19 protein-coding genes are annotated in these 19,131 nt (G+C 63.0%); 7 read left to right on the forward strand and 12 right to left on the reverse strand.

Annotated elements, in window-relative coordinates; translation table 11 throughout:
- Positions 1–65: 65 nt before the first annotated feature.
- From VGG89_00360 to VGG89_00370, 3 genes are all read right to left on the reverse strand, one after another.
- Positions 66–1,325: a LuxR C-terminal-related transcriptional regulator gene (locus VGG89_00360; GenBank protein HEY1974979.1), complete on the reverse strand. Its 1,260-nt coding sequence runs from the start codon at positions 1,323–1,325 to the stop codon at positions 66–68.
- A 120-nt stretch (positions 1,326–1,445) separates the two neighbouring features.
- Positions 1,446–3,230, reverse strand: a complete 1,785-nt coding sequence (locus tag VGG89_00365) for a thiamine pyrophosphate-requiring protein (GenBank protein HEY1974980.1) — start codon at positions 3,228–3,230, stop codon at positions 1,446–1,448.
- Positions 3,231–3,252: 22 nt separating this feature from the next.
- A complete protein-coding gene (locus tag VGG89_00370; GenBank protein ID HEY1974981.1) occupies positions 3,253–4,107 on the reverse strand; it encodes an SDR family oxidoreductase in 855 nt (284 codons plus the stop codon).
- Positions 4,108–4,537: 430 nt separating this feature from the next.
- On the opposite strand from VGG89_00370, the gene VGG89_00375 reads away from it, so the two are divergent.
- Positions 4,538–5,122: a DUF4337 domain-containing protein gene (locus VGG89_00375; GenBank protein ID HEY1974982.1), complete on the forward strand. Its 585-nt coding sequence runs from the start codon at positions 4,538–4,540 to the stop codon at positions 5,120–5,122.
- Positions 5,123–5,125: 3 nt separating this feature from the next.
- Here VGG89_00375 and VGG89_00380 read toward each other — a convergent pair whose 3' ends face one another.
- Entirely contained in the window at positions 5,126–5,554 is a 429-nt protein-coding gene (locus tag VGG89_00380) for a hypothetical protein (protein ID HEY1974983.1), read from the reverse strand.
- A 103-nt stretch (positions 5,555–5,657) separates the two neighbouring features.
- On the opposite strand from VGG89_00380, the gene VGG89_00385 reads away from it, so the two are divergent.
- Together VGG89_00385 and VGG89_00390 are read left to right on the forward strand one after the other, a co-directional pair.
- Positions 5,658–6,911, forward strand: a complete 1,254-nt coding sequence (locus VGG89_00385) for a cysteine desulfurase-like protein (protein ID HEY1974984.1) — start codon at positions 5,658–5,660, stop codon at positions 6,909–6,911.
- Positions 6,908–7,702, forward strand: coding sequence for a hypothetical protein (locus VGG89_00390; GenBank protein HEY1974985.1), 795 nt, complete (start codon positions 6,908–6,910; stop codon positions 7,700–7,702). The genes VGG89_00385 and VGG89_00390 overlap by 4 nt, the downstream gene beginning before the upstream one ends.
- On the opposite strand, the gene VGG89_00395 is transcribed toward VGG89_00390, so the two are convergent.
- Both VGG89_00395 and VGG89_00400 read right to left on the reverse strand, forming a co-directional pair.
- Positions 7,703–8,464 carry a GDSL-type esterase/lipase family protein gene (locus VGG89_00395; GenBank protein ID HEY1974986.1) on the reverse strand — a complete coding sequence of 254 codons (762 nt, stop codon included), beginning with the start codon at positions 8,462–8,464 and terminating at the stop codon, positions 7,703–7,705.
- A gap of 147 nt (positions 8,465–8,611) precedes the next feature.
- Complete coding sequence (locus VGG89_00400; protein HEY1974987.1) at positions 8,612–9,688, reverse strand: acyltransferase; 1,077 nt, start codon at positions 9,686–9,688, stop codon at positions 8,612–8,614.
- Positions 9,689–9,795: 107 nt separating this feature from the next.
- On the opposite strand from VGG89_00400, the gene VGG89_00405 reads away from it, so the two are divergent.
- A complete protein-coding gene (locus VGG89_00405; GenBank protein HEY1974988.1) occupies positions 9,796–11,145 on the forward strand; it encodes an alkaline phosphatase family protein in 1,350 nt (449 codons plus the stop codon).
- A gap of 14 nt (positions 11,146–11,159) precedes the next feature.
- Positions 11,160–11,423 (forward strand): hypothetical protein, encoded by a 264-nt coding sequence (locus VGG89_00410; protein HEY1974989.1) that lies wholly within the window; start codon positions 11,160–11,162, stop codon positions 11,421–11,423.
- On the opposite strand, the gene VGG89_00415 is transcribed toward VGG89_00410, so the two are convergent.
- The 5 genes from VGG89_00415 to VGG89_00435 are packed head-to-tail and all read right to left on the reverse strand — an operon-like array spanning position 11,414 to position 14,616.
- Complete coding sequence (locus VGG89_00415) at positions 11,414–11,599, reverse strand: hypothetical protein (protein HEY1974990.1); 186 nt, start codon at positions 11,597–11,599, stop codon at positions 11,414–11,416. The two genes, VGG89_00410 and VGG89_00415, sit on opposite strands and share 10 nt — an antisense overlap.
- Before the next feature lie 45 nt (positions 11,600–11,644).
- Complete coding sequence (locus tag VGG89_00420) at positions 11,645–12,340, reverse strand: hypothetical protein (protein HEY1974991.1); 696 nt, start codon at positions 12,338–12,340, stop codon at positions 11,645–11,647.
- 10 nt (positions 12,341–12,350) lie between these two features.
- Entirely contained in the window at positions 12,351–12,545 is a 195-nt protein-coding gene (locus tag VGG89_00425) for a hypothetical protein (GenBank protein ID HEY1974992.1), read from the reverse strand.
- A gap of 25 nt (positions 12,546–12,570) precedes the next feature.
- Positions 12,571–13,131 (reverse strand): hypothetical protein, encoded by a 561-nt coding sequence (locus VGG89_00430; GenBank protein ID HEY1974993.1) that lies wholly within the window; start codon positions 13,129–13,131, stop codon positions 12,571–12,573.
- Positions 13,132–14,616, reverse strand: coding sequence for a GGDEF domain-containing protein (locus VGG89_00435; GenBank protein ID HEY1974994.1), 1,485 nt, complete (start codon positions 14,614–14,616; stop codon positions 13,132–13,134).
- 58 nt (positions 14,617–14,674) lie between these two features.
- Between VGG89_00435 and VGG89_00440 the strand changes: the two genes are divergently transcribed.
- Together VGG89_00440 and VGG89_00445 are read left to right on the forward strand one after the other, a co-directional pair.
- A complete protein-coding gene (locus VGG89_00440; GenBank protein HEY1974995.1) occupies positions 14,675–15,919 on the forward strand; it encodes a glycosyltransferase family 4 protein in 1,245 nt (414 codons plus the stop codon).
- 237 nt (positions 15,920–16,156) lie between these two features.
- Complete coding sequence (locus VGG89_00445) at positions 16,157–16,504, forward strand: hypothetical protein (protein HEY1974996.1); 348 nt, start codon at positions 16,157–16,159, stop codon at positions 16,502–16,504.
- 85 nt (positions 16,505–16,589) lie between these two features.
- On the opposite strand, the gene VGG89_00450 is transcribed toward VGG89_00445, so the two are convergent.
- The gene (locus VGG89_00450) at positions 16,590–19,091 is read right to left on the reverse strand and encodes a sugar phosphate nucleotidyltransferase (protein HEY1974997.1); all 2,502 of its coding nucleotides are present in this window, start codon (positions 19,089–19,091) and stop codon (positions 16,590–16,592) included.
- Positions 19,092–19,131: the final 40 nt, after the last annotated feature.

Below are 19,131 nucleotides of genomic sequence, written 5' to 3' on the forward strand. Positions count from 1 at the left end.
TTAGTCCAGATGCGTTAATCCGCTAGCGAGTCTGATTACGCAATCATAAGGATCTTCGGCGAACGTTAATGTTCGGCGCCCGAGATTCGCACGTCCACGATCTGCCATCGCGAGCGCAGACCCAACCGGGAAAGGATCGAGCTCACGTGGCGCTCCACGGTGTGCTCGCTGATCTGCAGCGTGTGGGCGACCTCGCGGTTCGAAGCGCCGCGCCGGATGAGGTGTGCGACTTGCTGTTCGCGGCGCGTGAGCGAAACCGCACTCGGCCGCCGTCGCAGCGGGCGCTCCGTCAACTCGTCGTGGCGGACCAGTAATAGCATCGCTTCGTTGGCCCAGTGTCGCATGCTCATCGCGTCGAACGCGCGAGCGGCGTCGCCGGCCGAATCGATCGCGGCGGACCGGTCGTCACCGCGGAGTAGCTGGTATGCGCGCGCGAGCCGGTAGTGCGCTTCGAGGTACCGGCGTTGGGGCGCGAACGTCGCGCGCAGCATCGACGTAGCGACGCGCGCTTCTTCGGCGTCGCCGGCGCGTGCGGCCAGAGTCAAAAACTCCACGTGGCTCGAGGGCGTGTCGATCGCGAGCAGCGCACGCCGCAGCGCACGCGCAGAAGAAGACTGCAACGGCGCCGCCGTTCCCGCGGCGAGAAGCGAGGACGTGGCGGCGGCGACTACGATGCGAGGATCGCTGGCGGTGAAGGCGAGCGCCAAAATCTCCGGCGACGACCACCGTTCGCATTGGACGGTATCGTTGTTGCGCAGGGCCAAGCGGATCGCCGTCGGTGCAAAAAGGGCGAGCGTTTCAGCGTCGCGTGGAAGGCCCGCGGCGACGCTCACCGCATCGCCGGCTGCGACGTAGTCGTCGGTATTGACGGCAAGTGCCGCCAGGCGGGAGCTGCAGTACGTTCGCCAGTCGATCAACTCGTACGATGCGGCCATGATGAGCGACTCGTCGAGCGCGGTACGCGCATACGAGGTGTCGCCGAAGAGGACGGCGTGGTGCGCCAGCCGCTCGCGCGCGGCGACGGCGAAGTGAAACCGCCGCTCGTAGAGTGCCCGGTCGTGCGCCTCGCGCAACAGGTCGTAGACGGCTTCGCGATCGCCGGACCACGCGAGCACGACGGCGGCCGTCAGGTAGTCGTGACTTTGCGCGCCGCCTTCGATGCCCGAACACCACGCGACCGCGTCGGCTACCGTACGGCATCCCTGCACGCTGAGATCGGCAACCGCCGCGAGACGGTGATCGCGCCCGTCCGCTGCGAAAACGCCGGCCGCCAGGCGACGAAGCGGTTCGTCTGCGCCGCGCGTGTCGGCATGCGTCGCCGCCACGACCCGCGCAGCTTCTTCGAAGCGGGCTTCCTTAAAAAAGGCCTCAATCGCATCGGCCGCCGTGCAAGACATGCTGCGGCGATGCTAGCAAGCGACTCTTAAGAGTCTATTACGAGCGGTTTATGCTTTCTCGCGGTGCGGCACTATTCCGGAGATGATCTGCTTGATCGACTCCTTCACGGCGCCAGCGGCGTTCGGATCGCCTTTGCGGATCGACTGGAAGAAGTGAATGGCCTGTTCGCGTGAGATATGGGGCGGCAAGGTGGCAACGTTGCCGTCGACCATCGCTTCGAAGACCACGGGCCGGTCGGCACTGAGCGCGCGATCCCACGCGGCGTCGACGTCCTCCGGTTGGTCGATGCGAATCCCCAAAAAACCCAGCGATTCGCCGAACCGGGCGTAGGCGAAGTCGGGCAGCGGCTGCGTCTCCATGTTGCGCGGCGAGCCGGAAAGGATTCGCTGCTCCCACGTGACCTGATTGAGATCGGCATTGTTGAGCACGAGGAAGATCAAGCGCGGGTCGCTCCACTTTTTCCAATGCTGGAAAACGGTGATGAGTTCGTTGATGCCGTTCATTTGCATCGCACCGTCGCCCGGAAGTGAGATGACGCAGCGATCGGGATAGGCGAACTTCGCGGCGATGGCATAAGGTACCGCCGAGCCCATCGTCGCGAGATTTCCCGAAAGCGACATTTTCATGCCGCGGCGCACCATCAGGTGGCGCGCCATCCAGTTGGTCGGCGTGCCTGCGTCGCCGGTGACGATTGCGCGATCCGGCAGACGCTGATTGAGCGAGTGGAAGAGCAGTTGCGGATTGATCGGCTCGGCGGCGATCTGCGCGCGATCCGCTTCAATCTTATACCACTCTGCCTTGTTCTTGGCGATGCTCTCGCGCCAGGACGTGTCGGTTTTGGGCTGCAGGTATGGCAGCAGCGCGCGCAGCGTGTCGCCGGCGTCGCCTTCCAGGTTGCAATCCACGGGGTAACGTAAACCCAAATAGCGAGGATCGATGTCGATCTGTACCGCCGGTACGGAGCCGTCCTTCGGCAGAAACTCGGAGTACGGGAAGTTCGTTCCGATCATGAGCAGCGCGTCGCACTGGTTCATGATGTCGGAGCTCGGCCGCGTCCCCAGAAGACCGATGGTGCCGGTCACCCAGGGCAGATCGTCGGGGAGCACGTCTTTTCCAAGCAGCGCTTTGGCGCAGCACGCTTGGAGCGCGTCGGCTACGTCGATAACGTCGTCGGCCGCTTTGCGCGCGCCGGCGCCGATCAGTATGGCGACCTTCGAAGCCCCGTTGAGAATCTCGGCGGCATCCTGTAGATCGACGGCGCGCGGGACGACTTCAGGCTTACTGTAGCCGACGCCGCTGTGCAGCGTATTGTGCTTGCGCGGCGGCTCGGTGTAGTCTTCCTCCTGCAGATCCTTCGGAAAGATAACGGTTGCCACGCCGCGCAATCCCATTGCAACGCGGAACGCGCGATCGACGATGTGGCGCGTCGCCATCGGGCTGGTAATGGTGGCGTTGTACTCGCTCACGTCTTTGAAGAGCGTTTGCAGGTCGACCTCTTGCTGGTACGATCCGCCCAGCGCCATCGTCGCTGCTTGACCCACGATAGCGACGACCGGCATGTGATCCATCTTCGCATCGTAGAGACCGTTGAGTAGGTGAATCGCGCCCGGTCCGGAGGTGGCCATACACACGCCGATCTCTCCGGTAAACTTCGCGTGCGCGCAGGCCATGAACGCCGCCATTTCCTCGTGACGCACTTGAATGAACTCGATCTTGTCCTCGAACTTTTCGAGCGCAGCCAGCAAACCGTTGATTCCGTCACCGGGGTAACCGTAAATCCGGCTGACCTTCCAATCGACCAAGCGCTGCAGCAAGAATGCACTGGTGTTCACGTGCTAACGTCCCTTTCTCAACTCACGTATTGCCCACGTCGCCGCCGTTGACGTGGAGAACCTCACCGGAAATGTACGATGCCTCGTTGGAAGCCAGGAAGAGGATCGCTGAGGCGACCTCATCGGGCTGACCGGGGCGCCCCATCGGCGTATCCTTACCGAACTCCGCGATACGCTTGTCGTCGTACGACGCGGGAATCAGCGGCGTCCAAATCGGCCCGGGGGCGACCGCGTTGACGCGAATGCCGCGCTTGACGACGGAACTGGAGAGCGAACGCGTAAACGCTACAATCGCGCCTTTGGTCGACGAATAGTCGAGCAGGTGCGGACTGCCGTGGAATGCCGTCGCGGAGGCGGTGTTGACGATCGCACTGCCTTCGCGCATGTGCGGCAACGCGGCTTTCGTCAGGAAAAAATGCGAGAAGATGTTCGTGCGAAACGTTCGCTCGAGCTGCGCTTCGTCAACGAGCGCGATATCCTCTTTAACGTGCTGCTCGCCGGCGTTATTGACCAGAACGTCGATACGTTGGAACTGCTGGTAAATCCGATCGATCGCCGATCGGCAAAACGCTTCGTCTCCGACGTCGCCGGCAATGCTGACGAACTCGCCGCCGTATTCCTTGACGCCGTGACCGGTCGTCTCCGCGTCGCCGTGCTCGTCCAGATAGAGAATCGCGACGTCGGCGCCCTCTTTGGCAGCACCGACGGCGACCGCTCGGCCGATGCCGCTATCGCCGCCGGAAACCACGAACACGCGGTCGATGAAGCGGTCGCTGCGCGGATGTTCTTCGCGATCGCTGCGCGGCTGCGGCGACATTGCCGATTGCAGGCCGGGCTGGCGAGCCTGCGTTTGGCTCGGAAGAATCGTGTTCTCCATTCCAGTCTTGTACCCGCGGGTTTCACGCGCAAAAGGCCGGGTAGGCTCGCAATAGGGAGGGCACGGAATGGCAGCAACCAAGAAATCCCGCAAGAAGTCGACGCGCCGCAAAGGCTCGACGCGAAAAAAGAGCTCCAGTCGCAAAAAGAGCTCCAGTCGCAAAAAGAGCTCCGGTCGCAAAAAGAGTTCGGGCCGAAAAAAGAGCTCCGGGCGTAAGAAGAAGAGCTCGAAGCGAAAGTACGGCGCCAAGGCCGGAAAGAAAGTCAAACGCGCCATGCACGAGATGAAACATGGGGAGTTGCGTTCGGGGCGTTCGGGCAAAAAAGTCAAGAGCCGTAAACAAGCGATCGCCATCGGTTTGAGCGAGGCGCGTCGCGAGGGCGGTAAGGTTCCGTCTCGCAAAAAGCCGAGATAGCGCAAAGGCGCGCCGATGCCCGGGCACCTTGAGGTCGATACGAAGGAGCTCCAGGAGGCTATTTCTGAGGCGCGCGAAGAGCGCCGCGAACTCCAACTCGAACGCAAGCGCGCGGGGTGGCTCGACTACGTTGGGCTGACCACTGCGCTGCTTGCGGTGTTTGCCGCGATAGCGGCGGTACAAGCGACGTCACTCGTTAACGAAGGGATGATTAGCCAAATTAAGGCCTCCGACACGTGGGCAGAGTTTCAAGCGTCGCGCGAAAAATATCATCTCTACGCGGTGGCCCTCGACGGAATGCTCGATACCCAAGGCGTTGTTTCCCCACGCGTGACGTCTCGCGCGAAGCAGTATCGCGCCAAGATTGCCGACGAAATAGGAAAACAACTCGAGCGTTCGGCCGCAGCGCGACGGCTCGAACGCGAATCCGCGGAGCAGCTTTACAAGCAGCACTATTTCGAATATTCGGTCGGGCTCATTCAGGTCGCAATTGCGCTGAGCGCGATTGCCGCCCTGTCGAAAGTCAAACCCGTGTGGTACGTCGGGTTGCTGGCCGGTGCCGGCGGCATCGCGCTCTTCGTCGAGGGATTCCTCGCCTAGAATTTATCCGGGGCGGATCTCACCGCAGGCGACCGGCGTCGGATCGCTGCTGCTGCGTTCGACGACGACCGCGTAGTGAGCGTCGGGCGCTTGACCCGAAACGCGTCCGTCGAGCGTGTTGAGCTGCACGCCCTGCAGCACGGTCGTCGACTTTCCGCCGGCAAGCGGCTGCAGCGTGTACGCGGGCCCAGGGCCGAGATTGTCGCAGGTGCCGGTTGCAATGCGCGCCTGCTGGCCGTCGGTGCTCCCGGCGAAGATGTGAACGAACACCTTCGTTCCGTCGGTCTGTTGCATCAAATCCACGGTGCCGCTCGCGCTGCTTCCGCTGACGGGGGACAGCTTGACGGTGTCGCCGTTGGGTCCGGCATTCGCGGCAAGGGGAGAAATTGTTCCGGCGGCAAGCGCCAGGATGGCAATCAACGTGCGTATCATGCCGACGTTTTTCCCAAAACCGCCGCGTCGGTCAGCGCCGGATACTCCTCTCGGTCGCCAGACGCCATGAGCTCGGCTGCCTGAGCGCGAACACGCGCAGGCGATGCAGGTAGAATCGTTTCCTATTGCTGCCGTCCGGCGAGCGTTTCCGGCCCTGTCGCTGCGCGACGGGGACGCAGCGCGCGTCTACCTGGACAACCCGGCCGGAACGCAGGTTCCCGCTTCGGTCGCCGATGCGATTGCCCGTTGCTTGCTGGAGACCAACGCCAATCTCGGCGGCTACTTCACAACGAGCGTCGCCGCCGGCGCAATCGTCGCCGACGGGTACCGCGCCGCGGCGGATCTCGTCGGAGCGGCTTCCGAGCGCGAAATCCTCGTCGGTCCCAGCATGACCGCGTTGACGTTTACGCTCTCGCGCAGTCTCGCGCACGCAATCGAGCCCGGCGACGAGATCGTCGTGACGAAGATGGACCACGACGGCAACATCGCGCCGTGGCTGGCGATCGCGCAGGAGCGTGGCGCGATCGTGCGTTGGGTGCCGTTCGACCGTTCGACGTGGCGCATCGAGCCCGCAGCGCTCGCGCAAACGTTATCGTCCAAGACCCGCATCGTTGCTTTGAATCACGCCAGCAACTTGACCGGTTCGATCAACGACGTGGCGGCGTTGTGTAAGCTGGTTCGAGAAGCGGGGGCGATCAGTTACGTCGACTCCGTGCAGTACGCGCCCCACGGATTCGTCGACGTGGCGGCGTTGGGCTGCGATTTCCTGGCCTGCTCGGCCTACAAGTTCTTCGGTCCCCACGTGGGAATCGTGTGGGGACGCGAGGAGCTGCTCCAACGGCTACACCCTTATAAGGTACGGCCGCAGGTCGACGAACTGCCCGCGAAGTTCGAGACCGGTACGCCGCAAATCGAGCTTTACTCCGGACTGACCGCGACCGTCGAATACCTCGCCTGGCTTGGAACGCAAAATGGCGCCGCGGGCGACCGGCGCAGCCGCATTCGCGCGGCCTTTGAGGCGAGTATCGCGTGGGAAGCACGGCTTGCGCGCCGGCTGATCGACGGACTGCAGCGTTACGACGGCGTCGCGGTCTGTGGTTTGACGGATCCGTCCGACGGGCGTTCTCGCGTGCCGACGGTTTCGTTTACGCACGACCGCGTCGCCTCGGCCGAGATCGCGAAAGCGCTCGCCCGCGTGAACGTGTTCGTATGGTCGGGGCACAACTTCGCGTTAGAGGTCGTGCGCAGTCTTGGCATCGCGGAGGATGACGGCGTCGTTCGCATCGGCGCCGCGCACTACAATACACTCGAAGAGATCGATACCGCGCTCGAAGCGCTCAAAGGAGCCATCGGATGATCCGTCGATTTGCTCAAACGCTTCTCTCCGTCGCAGTGCTTTGCGCGATTCCCTACGCCGCCGGCGCGGTCGAGACGATTCCCTTCACTTACGAAGACGGGTTGATCAAGCTCAACGCATCGATCGACGGAAGGCCGCCGACGCCAATGCTGCTCGACCTGGGGTCGGGCATCGACGTGCTTTCGGAACGGTTGGCGCCCTGGGTATCGCTGCAAGGAAAGTACGCCACCTTGCGCCTTACCGGCCAACGACTCGACCTGCCGATGGGGAAGATCGTCTCGCTGCAGCTCGGTGACGCTCGCATCGGCGATACGACCGTCGGCGTGTGGAACGGACTGTTCGCCGCGCGCGGCGTCGACGGACTGATCTCGGCCGAAGCGTTTCGCGATACCGACGCTACGGTCGACTTCGGCGCGCACCAAATCATCATCGAAGACGCGGTCTCGTTTCCGGAGCGCCGGCGAACGGCCACTCGCGTTCCGCTGGTCCTTCAAGACGATCTCGGCACGGCGTTAGCCGTCTTCGCGCGATTCGATTTCGGCAACGGACGCAGCGGCTTATGCCTGATCGACACCGCCCGCAAGGATATCGTTCTCGATAACGTCTTTAAAAAAGACGGCGTCCCTTCCATAGCACTCGAGGACGCACCTCAAACGAAGTTGACCCGGCCGCCGGTTAAGTACGATAATCTGATCTACGACTGTCTGGTGGGCAACGATTTTTGGCAAGGCCGCAGCTTTACGCTCGACGTCGTCAACCGAGCGCTCTGGGTGCAGCAACAGAATCAGTAGCTATTTCTTATTGCCCGACGCTACTTGGTCGGTGTCGTGCAGCACGCCTTGGATCGAGTCGAACCAGATGCGGGCGATGGCGTCGTACCCTTGGGGCCCGTCGACCGGATGGATACCGTCGGGGAAGTGTTCGGTATCCCGCGCAACGGCGTGGAGCAATCCGCTCGCGTAGGAGATCGCGTAGCCGCGCGCGGCGTATTGCCCGACCAAACCGGCGAGGCTGGGGTGCGAGCCCGTATCGCAGCTGCTGTGCCCGGTATCGAAGCGCTCCACGTAACAGGCATCGACCTTGGGGCTGTCGACGATCGCGCCGACGATCACGTGCGTCTTGGGCGCGGCAGAGTAAATATCGGTCAACAGCATGTCCATGCTGTGTACCATCTCGTCGACGGAGTACGTTCCATGCGTCGCTTCGTAGCGAAGGAAGTCGTTCGTTCCTACCATCAGCAGCACGATGTCGGGATGAGTCTCTGCGACGACGCCTTTGGCGAGGCCGCCGTACAGTTCACCCGGCGCACCGGGACTCGTACTGCGGATCACGTAGCCGGGCCATCCGTCGTGCCACGGATCGGTCATCTCCGGCGACATGTCGTCGCGCGAACCGACCAGAACGGCCTTGCGCGGCAGCTGTGCCAGCAAGCGTTCCAGCAGCGTCCGATAACCGCCCGTACCGGGATGTCCGCCGGCAACGATTCCGGCGGTAATGGAGTCGCCCAGCGGGAGCACGCGCAGCGGCGCTTGTGCCGTTTGTTGGGCTTGCAAGGGGATTGCTCCGAAGCCGAGCAGAGCAAAGGCGGTCGCGCAAAAGAAAGCGCGCCGCAATAATGACCGTAGCGAGAGAGTGTTCACCGGCGCCCTGACTTCGACGCCTGCAGGAGTGCACTCTGTTGCTACGCTGTAATGATTACATCAAGCCGTCTGCACGGATTGCTGCCGAGCGGGCGCGGGATGCCGGCGTCCGCCCATCAGCGGGCGTTCCACCGCATAGGTCACCAGCGCGGCAACCGCGAGCGCGCATAGCAGGGCGACGGGCAAGGGCAGCGAGACGTGCTGCGCGAGCGACAGAACCTCCAGGTGCCACAGATACAGATTGTACGAAATGATCGCAAGGAAACCCGTCACGGGATTGGCGATGACGCGCCGGATCGCCGGCAGCGAAAGCGTCGTCGCCGCGACGAGCACGAACAGGAGTGCGGCGATGCCGAGGCGCCAGTGCATCTGCCACAAGAAGAAATCGCCGTTGTCGTTCATCGCGCTCGAATGTGTGAATGCGATCATCCCGGCGATGCCGCAGGCGATTGCGGCCACGGCTCCGGCGGTTGCGATGGCCGGAAGTGCGACAGTTCGCGGACGCGTCTGCGCCCACGCGACCACGTACGCGGCCAGCATGCCCGCGGCAAAGAGATCGAGGAACGCGAAGACTTGATTGCTGATGAAAAACCCCGGGTCGGTGTGGGTGATTACGACGAAGCCGCGATACGCGGCGGAGAAGCCCGCGACGAGCAGCGCGCCGTAGAGCGGGCGGCGCATAAATAGGCCGCACAGAGCCGGGAAGATGAGGTAGAACTGCACCTCGACGCCGATCGTCCACAGCGGTCCGCTGATCGCTTGAAACTCGTGGGGCAGAAACGGGTGGACGAAGAGCAGGTGCGCCGCGTATGCGTACGCCGTTTGCTGGAGACCGTCGCGATGCGAATACGCGAGTGCGAAGACCGTTAGCGCAAGAAGATACGACGGAAGAATCTTGATCGCACGCCGGTATGCGTAGGAGCCCCACGACGGCGCAGCGTGGCCCGTGAACCGCGAGCGCGCGAACGGATAGAACATGCAAAAACCGCTCAACGCGAAGAAGAGCTCGACCCCCAGGAAGCCCCCCTGGGAAACGACGCCTGCACTGAAGCCGTAGACCAGCCACGAGTGATACGCAACGACCAGGGCGATAGCGATGCCCCGCAGGCCGTCGATTGCGTCGAGATGCCGCTCCATCGCCAGGTCTTTGCCCGAAAGCCGTTCGACCGACGCCGGTCGTCCGCGTGCTTGTTAGGGTTGCGATTTTAAGGGGTACGCTCGTTACCTGCCGGTCGGAGGGTAGCGTGCGGTCCAGGATTTCCGCGAGCGTTCTTGCGGCTCTTTGCTTAGCGATGTCGGGGTGCGGGGCGCAGCCGCCGGCCGCACTACCGTTGCCCAATGCGTCCGCACAGGTAGCTTTCGCGCGCGGCCCGGGGCGATACATCAAACATATCGTCATCGCCGTACAGGAAAACCGCAGTTTCGATAACGTCTTCGACGGTTTTCCGGGAGCCGATACGCTGCCCTACGGCTACATGTCGAACGGAACGAAGCAGACGCTTACGCCGATTCCTTTCGAAGTCCACGACATGGATCACGGGTTCGCCGCGGGCGTCATGGATTGGAATAATGGCAAGATGAACCAGTTCGACTTGAACGGGACGTCGGCCGGACATACCATCGGTGCGTTTGCGTATTCGCATCTCGAGCGCAGCGCGGTCAAACCGTATTGGGCGATTGCCAAGCGCTACGTTCTGGCCGATCGCATGTTTCCGACGATGTTCGGGCCGAGCTTTACCGCGCATTTGACGCTGGTTGCCGGCAATGCAGATTTGAATCCTAGCCAGTCCGAAGTCGACTTTCCTACGCAATCGCCGTGGGGATGCGACGCGCCGTCGAACACCACCACGGCGACGGTCAACACGCAGCGCGCGATCTCCTACGGCGGACCGAAGCCGTGCTTTACGCAGTTTCACACGATGGCCGACACGCTCGACGCAGCGGGCGTATCGTGGAAGTATTACGCGCCCGTCATCGGCGGCGGCGACTCGGGCGACCTCTGGTCGTCGTTCGATGCAATATCGTCCGTGCGCTACGGGGCCGATTGGTCGAAGGTCGTCTCGCCTCCGGGGCAGATTCTCGTCGACGCGGCGCGCGGCAACCTCGCAAACGTTTCGTGGGTCGTGCCCGACTTCGACTGGTCGGATCATCCGTATTCGGGGTCGCCGTACGGACCGTCGTGGATCGCTTCCCTCGTCAACACAATCGGCAAGTCGCCGGAATGGAGTTCGACGGCGATCGTTATCGTGTGGGACGACTGGGGCGGCTTTTACGACAATGTGCCGCCCCCTCAAAAGGACTTTCGCGGGCTCGGGATTCGCGTGGGTTGTCTCATCGTTTCGCCGTACGTGCGCCCGCACGTATCGCACACCGAGTACGAGTTCGGCAGCATCTTGAAGTTCGTCGAGGAAACGTTTGGGCTGCCCAAGCTGGGTCCGCAAAGCGGAGGCTATACCGATCGGCGAGCTAACAGCATCGCCGACAGTTTCGACTTTTCGATGCGGCCGCGTGCGTTCAAGAAGATTCCGGCGCCGTATCCGCCGTCGTTCTTCATTACCCGCAAACCGTCGCTGCGGGCCCCCGACGACGAATAACGAATAGCGTCGACATGATCGATTCTAAAACCGTAGCGACCTCGATCGCCGACGGGCTCAACGGCATCGCCAAAGCGACGCAGAGCGTTCTCGTGCAGAGTTCGACGCCGGAGATGGAACGGTGGAAAAGCGAGATGGGGGAGGCGTCAAAGCACGTGCTGATGGCGTTCGGCATCGACCCCGGCCAACTGGAAAAACCCGCCTTTCCTTGCGGAGGCGGTTGGTTCGTGGAGTGGGTGGACGGTCCGGGCGGAGGCTGGCGGGCGGTTCAGCGATAGGCGCGCTGTTCCGCGCGACTCTCTTTAGCGAAATCGACCGGGAGCACGCCGTGCAGCATCGTGTGATGCGGGCACCACTGCACCGCAAAGGCGTCGTCTTTCGTAACGGCAACGCAGCCGCACGGCAGCGTGAATCGCCGCTCTTCGTTTTCGATGGGTGACTTCAAAGCGTTCATCGTCACAGCCATTTCCAAGGGAAGCTGGTGAGGGACTGCTCTGATTTATTCCGTGGTGTAGGCGTACTTAAACCGGCTTTGCAGAATTCCAACGGTCGCTACCATTGAGGGGACGACGCTTGCTCCCGGTACGATATTGGCGAGCAGGTCGCGCAGTACGTCACCCGGTGACGTGGATTGCGGTGCGGCGCCGGCGCCGACGAGCGAGCGCGCTTGCTCGGCCGCCGCCGTATGGCACACGAGCACGATCAGCCCGCGCCGCTGCAACGCCTCGAGCGTCCCGTCCTGATACATCGAGGCGGGGTCGTTGGCATCGGCGTTCGGATCGTTCTTAGAGCGGGCATGAAAAAAGATGTTCGTGCTCACGACGTCGCCGCTGGGATCCTTGAAGCCGAAGGCTTCGCCCAGCTTGTACTTCGTCCACATCGCGTCGTTGTAAGCGAACGCGGTAGCGGTTCCGTGGAGGCAGGCGGCAATGCCGATGCGCTCCGCGGGAATGGCGTAGCCGAACTGATAGCCGTTAAAGGCGTGCTTCATCGCGCCTAACGCCGTCGGCACGTACCCGTTGACGTCCCACAACTGGCGCACGTCGAACGGACGATTGACGAGGCGCACGAAAGCCGGGTAATCGAACTCGGCTTTCGTCTCGACCATTTCCAGTGCCGAGGCGCTTTTGGCGCAGGCATCCGTTGCCAGCGCCGCAACGACGGCCGACGCGGCTATAAAGGCCTTTCGTTCCACTCGATCTCGGCTACATTTTGACCATGGGCATGGACGATGGGCCCACGCCATGTATTTGAAGGATCGTATTGGCCCTAGCGTAGTGATGCAGGCCGGCCGGGACCGAGACGAACGAACCGGCGGGTAATGCGACCATCTTGGCCGGATCCACTTGGTCGCCGATACCGACGAGCGGCGTACCGCCAATCAAAAGGATGTTTCGCATAGTGCACCTCCGAGAGGAGGGCAGTTTACGGCCGAATCCAGGGCCCCCTGCGTGTGGGCGACGGCGCGGGCGAAACGGCCGGCGAGGGTGCCGCAGAGGCCGCTCCGGACGATGACGGCGACGGCGACGGTGACGGGGACGGCGCCGGAGAAGCCGCTCGCCGCTGTGCGGCCCACGCCGGGTCGGGCCGGACCGGCACGCCGCGATGGAGCGCGTCGCGGCTCTCATTCGCGTAACGCGTCGTGGGGAATCGCGATTTCACGAAGGTGTACAGCGTGACGGCGTGACCGCGCGCGATGGCGCCGGGCATCTCCGCATAGACCTTCGCAAACATGTAGCCGGTCGAGGCGAGCCACGAATCGTTGGGATACTTACGCGCCCAATCGTCGAACGCATCCTCGGTCAGCAGCGCGAGATGCAGCGCATCTTCGGGAAGGATCTTGTGCGTCTCGTAGCGGTCGCGAATCGACACGACTTCGTACCGGATGCGCAGCGCGCTCATTTTGAGCTTGCCGAAATACTGATCGACGGGCGCGCTCGTCGCCGCGAGCAGCACCGTGGCGGAAAAGAGCGCCAGGATTCGCATCTATGCGCTTGTACCCATCTCCCCAAACCGAAACGCGCCGCGCGCGTTGGCTTTGGCGTCGTAGAGCGCTCGATCGGCCGCGGCCAACACCTCTTCGATGTTGAAACCGCAGTCGACCATCGCCGCGCCGGCGCTGATCGAACTGCGGATCGTCTCGCCGCGAACGATCGTCGGCGACGCCGCCTCATTGGCGATCGCGGAAAGGACGCGTTCGGTACCGGGCCGGTCGATCGGCGAGTGGAGGAAGACGGCAAACTCGTCGCCGCCCAGCCGTGCGACCGCGTCGGTACTGCGCACCGACGCTTCGATGATCCGCGCGACGTTCACCAGGAGATCGTCGCCGGCAAGGTGCCCGTACGTATCGTTGATGCCTTTGAAATCGTCGAGATCGAAAAGACAGACCACGCCGCCGCTGCCGGATTCAGACGCTCGTTGCAGCACGCCCATGAACGCGCGACGGTTCAGCAAGCCGGTCAAGTGATCGTGCATTGCGGTATGTTCGTGTTCGGCGGCGGTATGCTCGGCGACTTGCTTTGCCGCATGCTCGTAGATGAGTCGCATGGTGAGAAACGCGACGAGGACCGCAGCGACGACGCCGATAAGTCCCGGTACGAGCGCGATCAAGCGCTGACGCCCGTATTCGTCGATCCGCAGCGCGATCATCGTTCGGAAAACGGGCGTCTCTTCGTGCCAGAGCGCGTAGAGCGATGCCACCAGTGAATCGAGCGCGCGTACCGTCGCGGTGCGTTCGCGGGGCGACGTTTCGGTGACGAGCCGATCGAGACGGTCGCTCGCGATTGCAGCGTCCGCCTGCGCGCGGCGAAGCGACGACGACAAACCCGCGACGTCGCGCAGGGTGCTGTCGCGGGCGAGCGCATCGGAAACGTCTTGCGTGTTGTCGGCCATGGCCTGCTCGGCGCGCGTCTGACTTTTGACCAGCGCGACGCGCTCGGCGATGGTCATCATCGGACCTCGGGCCGTACATAACATCCGTCGCGCGCGCTGCAAGCCGTCGAGCGCGTTGGGAATGCGATAGGCGAGCGAGTCGCTCAAATCGATGCCTGCAATCGCGGGATCGAAGGTCAGTCCGGTCTGATCCGACAGCGACATCGTCGAGTCGTACAGCGACGAAAACAGATGATCGAGCGCGGGATCCGTCGGTCCGGTCGCGCGCAACGCGCGCCATGCGCGCCGCGGACCTGGGTCTTCTATAAAAGAGAGATCCTGTTCGGTGCGCGCGTTTGCGGCGGACACCATCGCTGCCGGGACGCCCGGACACCGCACGGCTTGGGCCCACGTCGAGGCATCGGCGAAGAACGTTTGGAGACGCTCGAGCTGTCCGAGCCCTTCGCGCTCCTCTTGCGCTTTAGCGATTTGCCGTTCGATGCCGACGGTGAAGTAGACCGTTATTGAAACGATCGGGAGAACCAGCACCGCGACCAGCAACGCGACGAGCCACGGCGCGCGTGAGCCCGAGTTGGCCATGTTAGAGCGGAGGTTCCCTGCGGCCGGGACGTCTCCCGCGAAGGCCGAATGGCGCGATATGGTTTCTTTACCGGAACACGTCGTACTGTTATCGTTCGAAGGCCCCGATCCGTACTCGATGGTCGGAGGCCTCGGGACGCGCGTCGCCGAGTTGAGCGCGGCGCTGGCGGATGCGGGGATCGATACGACGCTGGTCTTTGTCGGCGATCCTGCCAAACCGCCGGCGGAGCGCGTCGGGCCGCACCTCGAGTATCGGCGGTGGTGTCAGTGGATTTCGGAGTATCATCCCGGGAACGTTTACGACGGCGAGCACGGCAAGAGCGACGATTTCAAGGTGAGCGTGCCGCCGTTCGTGGTGGAATCGATCGTGCGTCCGGCGGCAGAGCGCGGCGAACGCGTGCTCGTCATCGCCGAAGATTGGCAAACGGCGCCGGCGGCGATCGAGCTCGATCGCATGCTGCGCGTCGCAGGACTGCGCAATAGCGCGATCCTGCAGTGGAACGCCAATAATACGTACGGCTTCGACGCAATGAACTGGGGCGCGCTGACGAATGCGGCTACCGTGACGACGGTGAGTCGTTACATGAAGTTCGAGCTGCGGGCGCGCGGAATCGATTCGCTGGTGATTCCCAACGGCATTCCCGAACGGCTTATCGGCGGACCGCCGCAAGACCTCATACAAGCCGCCGGCGAGGCGCTCGCGGCGCGGCCGCTCTTCGTGAAAGTCGGGCGCTACGACGAAGACAAACGGTGGATGCAGGCGCTCGAAGCGTTCGCGCTCGTTCGGCAGCGGCATCCGCGAGCGACGCTCGTCGTGCGCGGCGGACGAGAGCCGTACGGCGAAACGATTTTTGCGCGCGCGCGCGCGCTCGGGCTCGATATCGAAGACGCGCGCGCGGAGTCCCGCGAGCCGCAAGCGCTGTTGGAAAAACTTGCCGCGTCGACCGCACCGATCGTCAACATCCGCAGTTACGTTCCCGAAGAGCTGCTGTTCGCGCTGTATCATATCGCCGACGCGGTGCTGGCCAACAGCGGAAAGGAGCCGTTTGGTTTGGTCGGACTCGAAGTCATGGCGGCCGGAGGGTTAGCCGTGACGGGCTCGACCGGTGAAGACTACGCGCAGCAGTTCGAGAACGCGATCGTTTGCGATACCGGCGACGGCCGAGAACTGGCGGCGTATCTGGACGTTATCCTGGGCGACGCCGTGCTCGCACGCTCGATTCGCATCGCCGGCGAAGCCACTGCCGAGCATTTCACATGGCCGATCGTCCTCGACGTCTTAGCCCGTAAACTCGAGTTTTAGCGAGTTGCATAGCGGGCGGCTTCCCGCGTTGTCATCCTGAGCCCTTCGACTCGCTTCGCTCGCTCAGGATAAACGAAGTCGAAGGGCAGGCGCATCGCAGGACTAGTTATCGCACGGGTCAATTCTCTTTCCGTGGCTAACGCAACTCGCTCGATCCTCGCCCGCATCGCCATCGGTGGAGTCACTGCGCTTCTGCTCTCGAGGGCCGTGGGCGCCGCCACTGACCAAACACAGCCTGTGAACAAGATCGAGACTCCCCTCGGTTGTGTGGAAACGATCGTCACGCGGTCCGCTGCGCCGACGGGGAGCTCAATGGCCGAGGGCGGCCACATGGAGTTTCGCGACGCTATCGCGCCGGGGATTCGCGAACTGTATGTTGCCCCCGGCGATCACCCCGTCGCAGGTTGGCACGAGCGCGTGCGTGTGTGCCTTCTCGGTGTGCCGAAGAAACACGATGGCTGCGATCCAGCCAAGGATGGTCGTGGACGTGAGTTCTTGGTTTACGTTTATACCAGCGATCCCGATCGTCAAAGCGATAACGCTGCGGTCTACACGAACGCCGAGCACTGGTGCGGCGGGGCTTGAGCAGCCCTCCGTCGCGAGGTCGGCAACGGTGATCTCCAGCCGCCCGGACAGGCGTTTAGGGCTCAGGATGACAAAGCTGGAGCGTCTAGCCGCGGGCGAGTTCTTCGATTCTCGTTGCGATCTCGTCGACGTATTTGTGCGCTTCGTCGTCGGAGCGGCCTTCGGCGTAAACGTTGAAGAGCGGATCCGACGCGTCGGGAATCACGAGCACCCAGCCGCCTTCGCGACCCACGCGAATGCCGTCGGTGAGATCGACGTTTTCACCGTCGGTTTCGTCGAGCAGCCGGCGCATGATTTGCCCTTTGCGTTCCCACGGGCAGTGATCGCGCCGCGTGGCGAGATGCCATTCGGGCAGCTCGTCGACGATCTCCGATAACGGATGCCCGGCGCTCGCGATGAGCTCCATGATCTTGGCGCTGCCGTACAGCGAATCGAAGACGGGTTGAAACTCGGGAAAGATCAGCTCGTAGTTGGCGCCGGCGGCAAACGACAGTGAGTCGCCCGCACTGGCGGCCAGCGCCATCAGCGAGCGGCGATCGGTGCGCGTGCGGATGACTGACGCGCCGTACGCTTCGGCAACCGTCTCGATCGCCGTGGGCGCCATCACGGGGACGGCGATCCGCGCTTCGGCGACGCTGCTCGCGACGAGAACCGTCAGCAGCGCCAGCAGCCGGCTTCCTTCTATAATGCGGCCGCGGTCGTCGACGAGCGCGAGCGCCTCGCCGTGCTGGTCGAGCAGAATGCCGAGCGTCGCTCCCAAGGACGTCGTGACGTTACTGAGCTGGTCGAGGTGCTTGCGCCGGTTCTGTCCGAACGTCAACACCTTCGCGTTGTCGAAGAACGCGTTGAGCGCGACCATCTCGATCCCGAGATTGCTCAGGATGCGCGGCAGGATCAGCGACGCGTTCCCGTAGGCGTAGTCGATGACGACGCGCAGATTGGTGGCGGTTATCGCTTGAGGCTTGAGCGCGTCCAAGAAACCGCTCGTATACGCTTCGATAATGCGTTCGGGAAAACTCAACGTCCCGACCGACGCCATCGGCGTTCGGCGGAAATCTTCGCGGAAGAAAATGTTCTCGACCTTGCGCTCGGTGTTCTTGTCGATGTTGACGCCGTGCGAGTCGAAAAACTCGATCAAGAACTGATCGGGATCGTGTGGCGAGATACCGGTATGCACGCCCGCGTCGCCCGAGGTGCGCACGGCATAGCGCGAGACCGGCGTCGGATTCTCGCGCAGATCCTGCACGTTGACCCCGACCGAGAGCAATCCGGCGATGATACAGCGGTTGGTCAAGCGCGACGCCGGATGCGCGTCGCGGCTGGTCATGACGTTTTGTCCGGGACGCAATACCGATCCCAGCGCTTGTCCGAGCTTGAGCGCGAACTCCGGCGTCACTTCGATGTTGGCCAGACCCGAAACGCCGTCGGCGGCGAAGAGCGATCCCGGCCACTTGATGCCGTAGATGAGCGACATCGACACGATCGAACCGGCCGCGACCGATTTGTCGGGCCAAAGCTTGATGTTCGACGGTACCGTCGCGCCGCTTCCGAGCGTGCTGCCGCGGCCGATGACCGCGCCCTCCATCACCGTCACGCGATCTTTGACGATGACGCGGTCGGCGAGCGTGCAGCCGGTCAGCGACGCGTTTTCGCCGACGTAAACGTCTTCCCAAGCGATCGCGCGATGCAGGCGCGCGTTTTCCGCGACGATCGACGAGGCTCCGACCGACGTCAGCTCTTCGACGACCGCGCCAGGCTCGACCGTCACGTTGCGTCCAATGCAAACGGGTCCTTGAATGTGGGCGTCCGCGGAGATGCGAGCGTTTTCACCAACCCATACGCCCGGCCGAATCTCCGTTCCGGGAATCTCAACCCGAACCGCACCTGAAAGCGCGTCGTAGTTGGCTTGCACGTACTGCTGCAGATTGCCGATATCGCTCCAGTAGCCGCTCGTAACGTGACCGTACAGCGGTTTGCCGTCGCGCAGCAAGGACGGAAAGATGTCGCGCGAGAAATCGTAGTTATTGCCGGTCTCCATGTACTCGAAGACCTCGGGCTCGAGCACGTAAATGCCGGTATTGATCGTGTCGGAGAAGACTTCGCCCCACGACGGCTTCTCCAAGAAGCGCGTGATGCGGCCGTGCTCGTCGGTGACGACGACGCCGAACTCGAGCGGGTTGGCGACGCGCTGCAGCGCAATGGTCGCAGCCGCACCGCGCTTGACGTGATACTCGACGAGCTCGGTGAGATCGATGTCGGTAAGCGCGTCGCCCGAAATGATGAGGAAGCGATGCTTGCCCAGCAGCGGTTCGGCGAGCTTGACGGCGCCCGCGGTTCCCAGCGGTGTATCCTCGACGACGTACGACATCGCGATCCCCATCTCGGAACCGTCGCCGAAATAGTTTTCGATTTCGTCGGCGAGGTAGTGCAGGGTCGAGACGACTTCGGTGATGCCGTGCCGGCGTAGCAAATCGACGATATGATGCATCACCGGCTTGTTGGCGACCGGCGCGAGCGGCTTAGGTCTGCTCGAGGTCAGCGGCCGAAGGCGCGAACCCTCGCCACCCGCCATAACTACTGCTTTCACGTTTTAAGGCACTCCGGCCTAGCCGGAGCCTGTCCTGAGC

The sequence above is a fragment of the Candidatus Baltobacteraceae bacterium genome (genome assembly GCA_036488875.1).
Classification (GTDB): domain Bacteria; phylum Vulcanimicrobiota; class Vulcanimicrobiia; order Vulcanimicrobiales; family Vulcanimicrobiaceae; genus JAFAHZ01.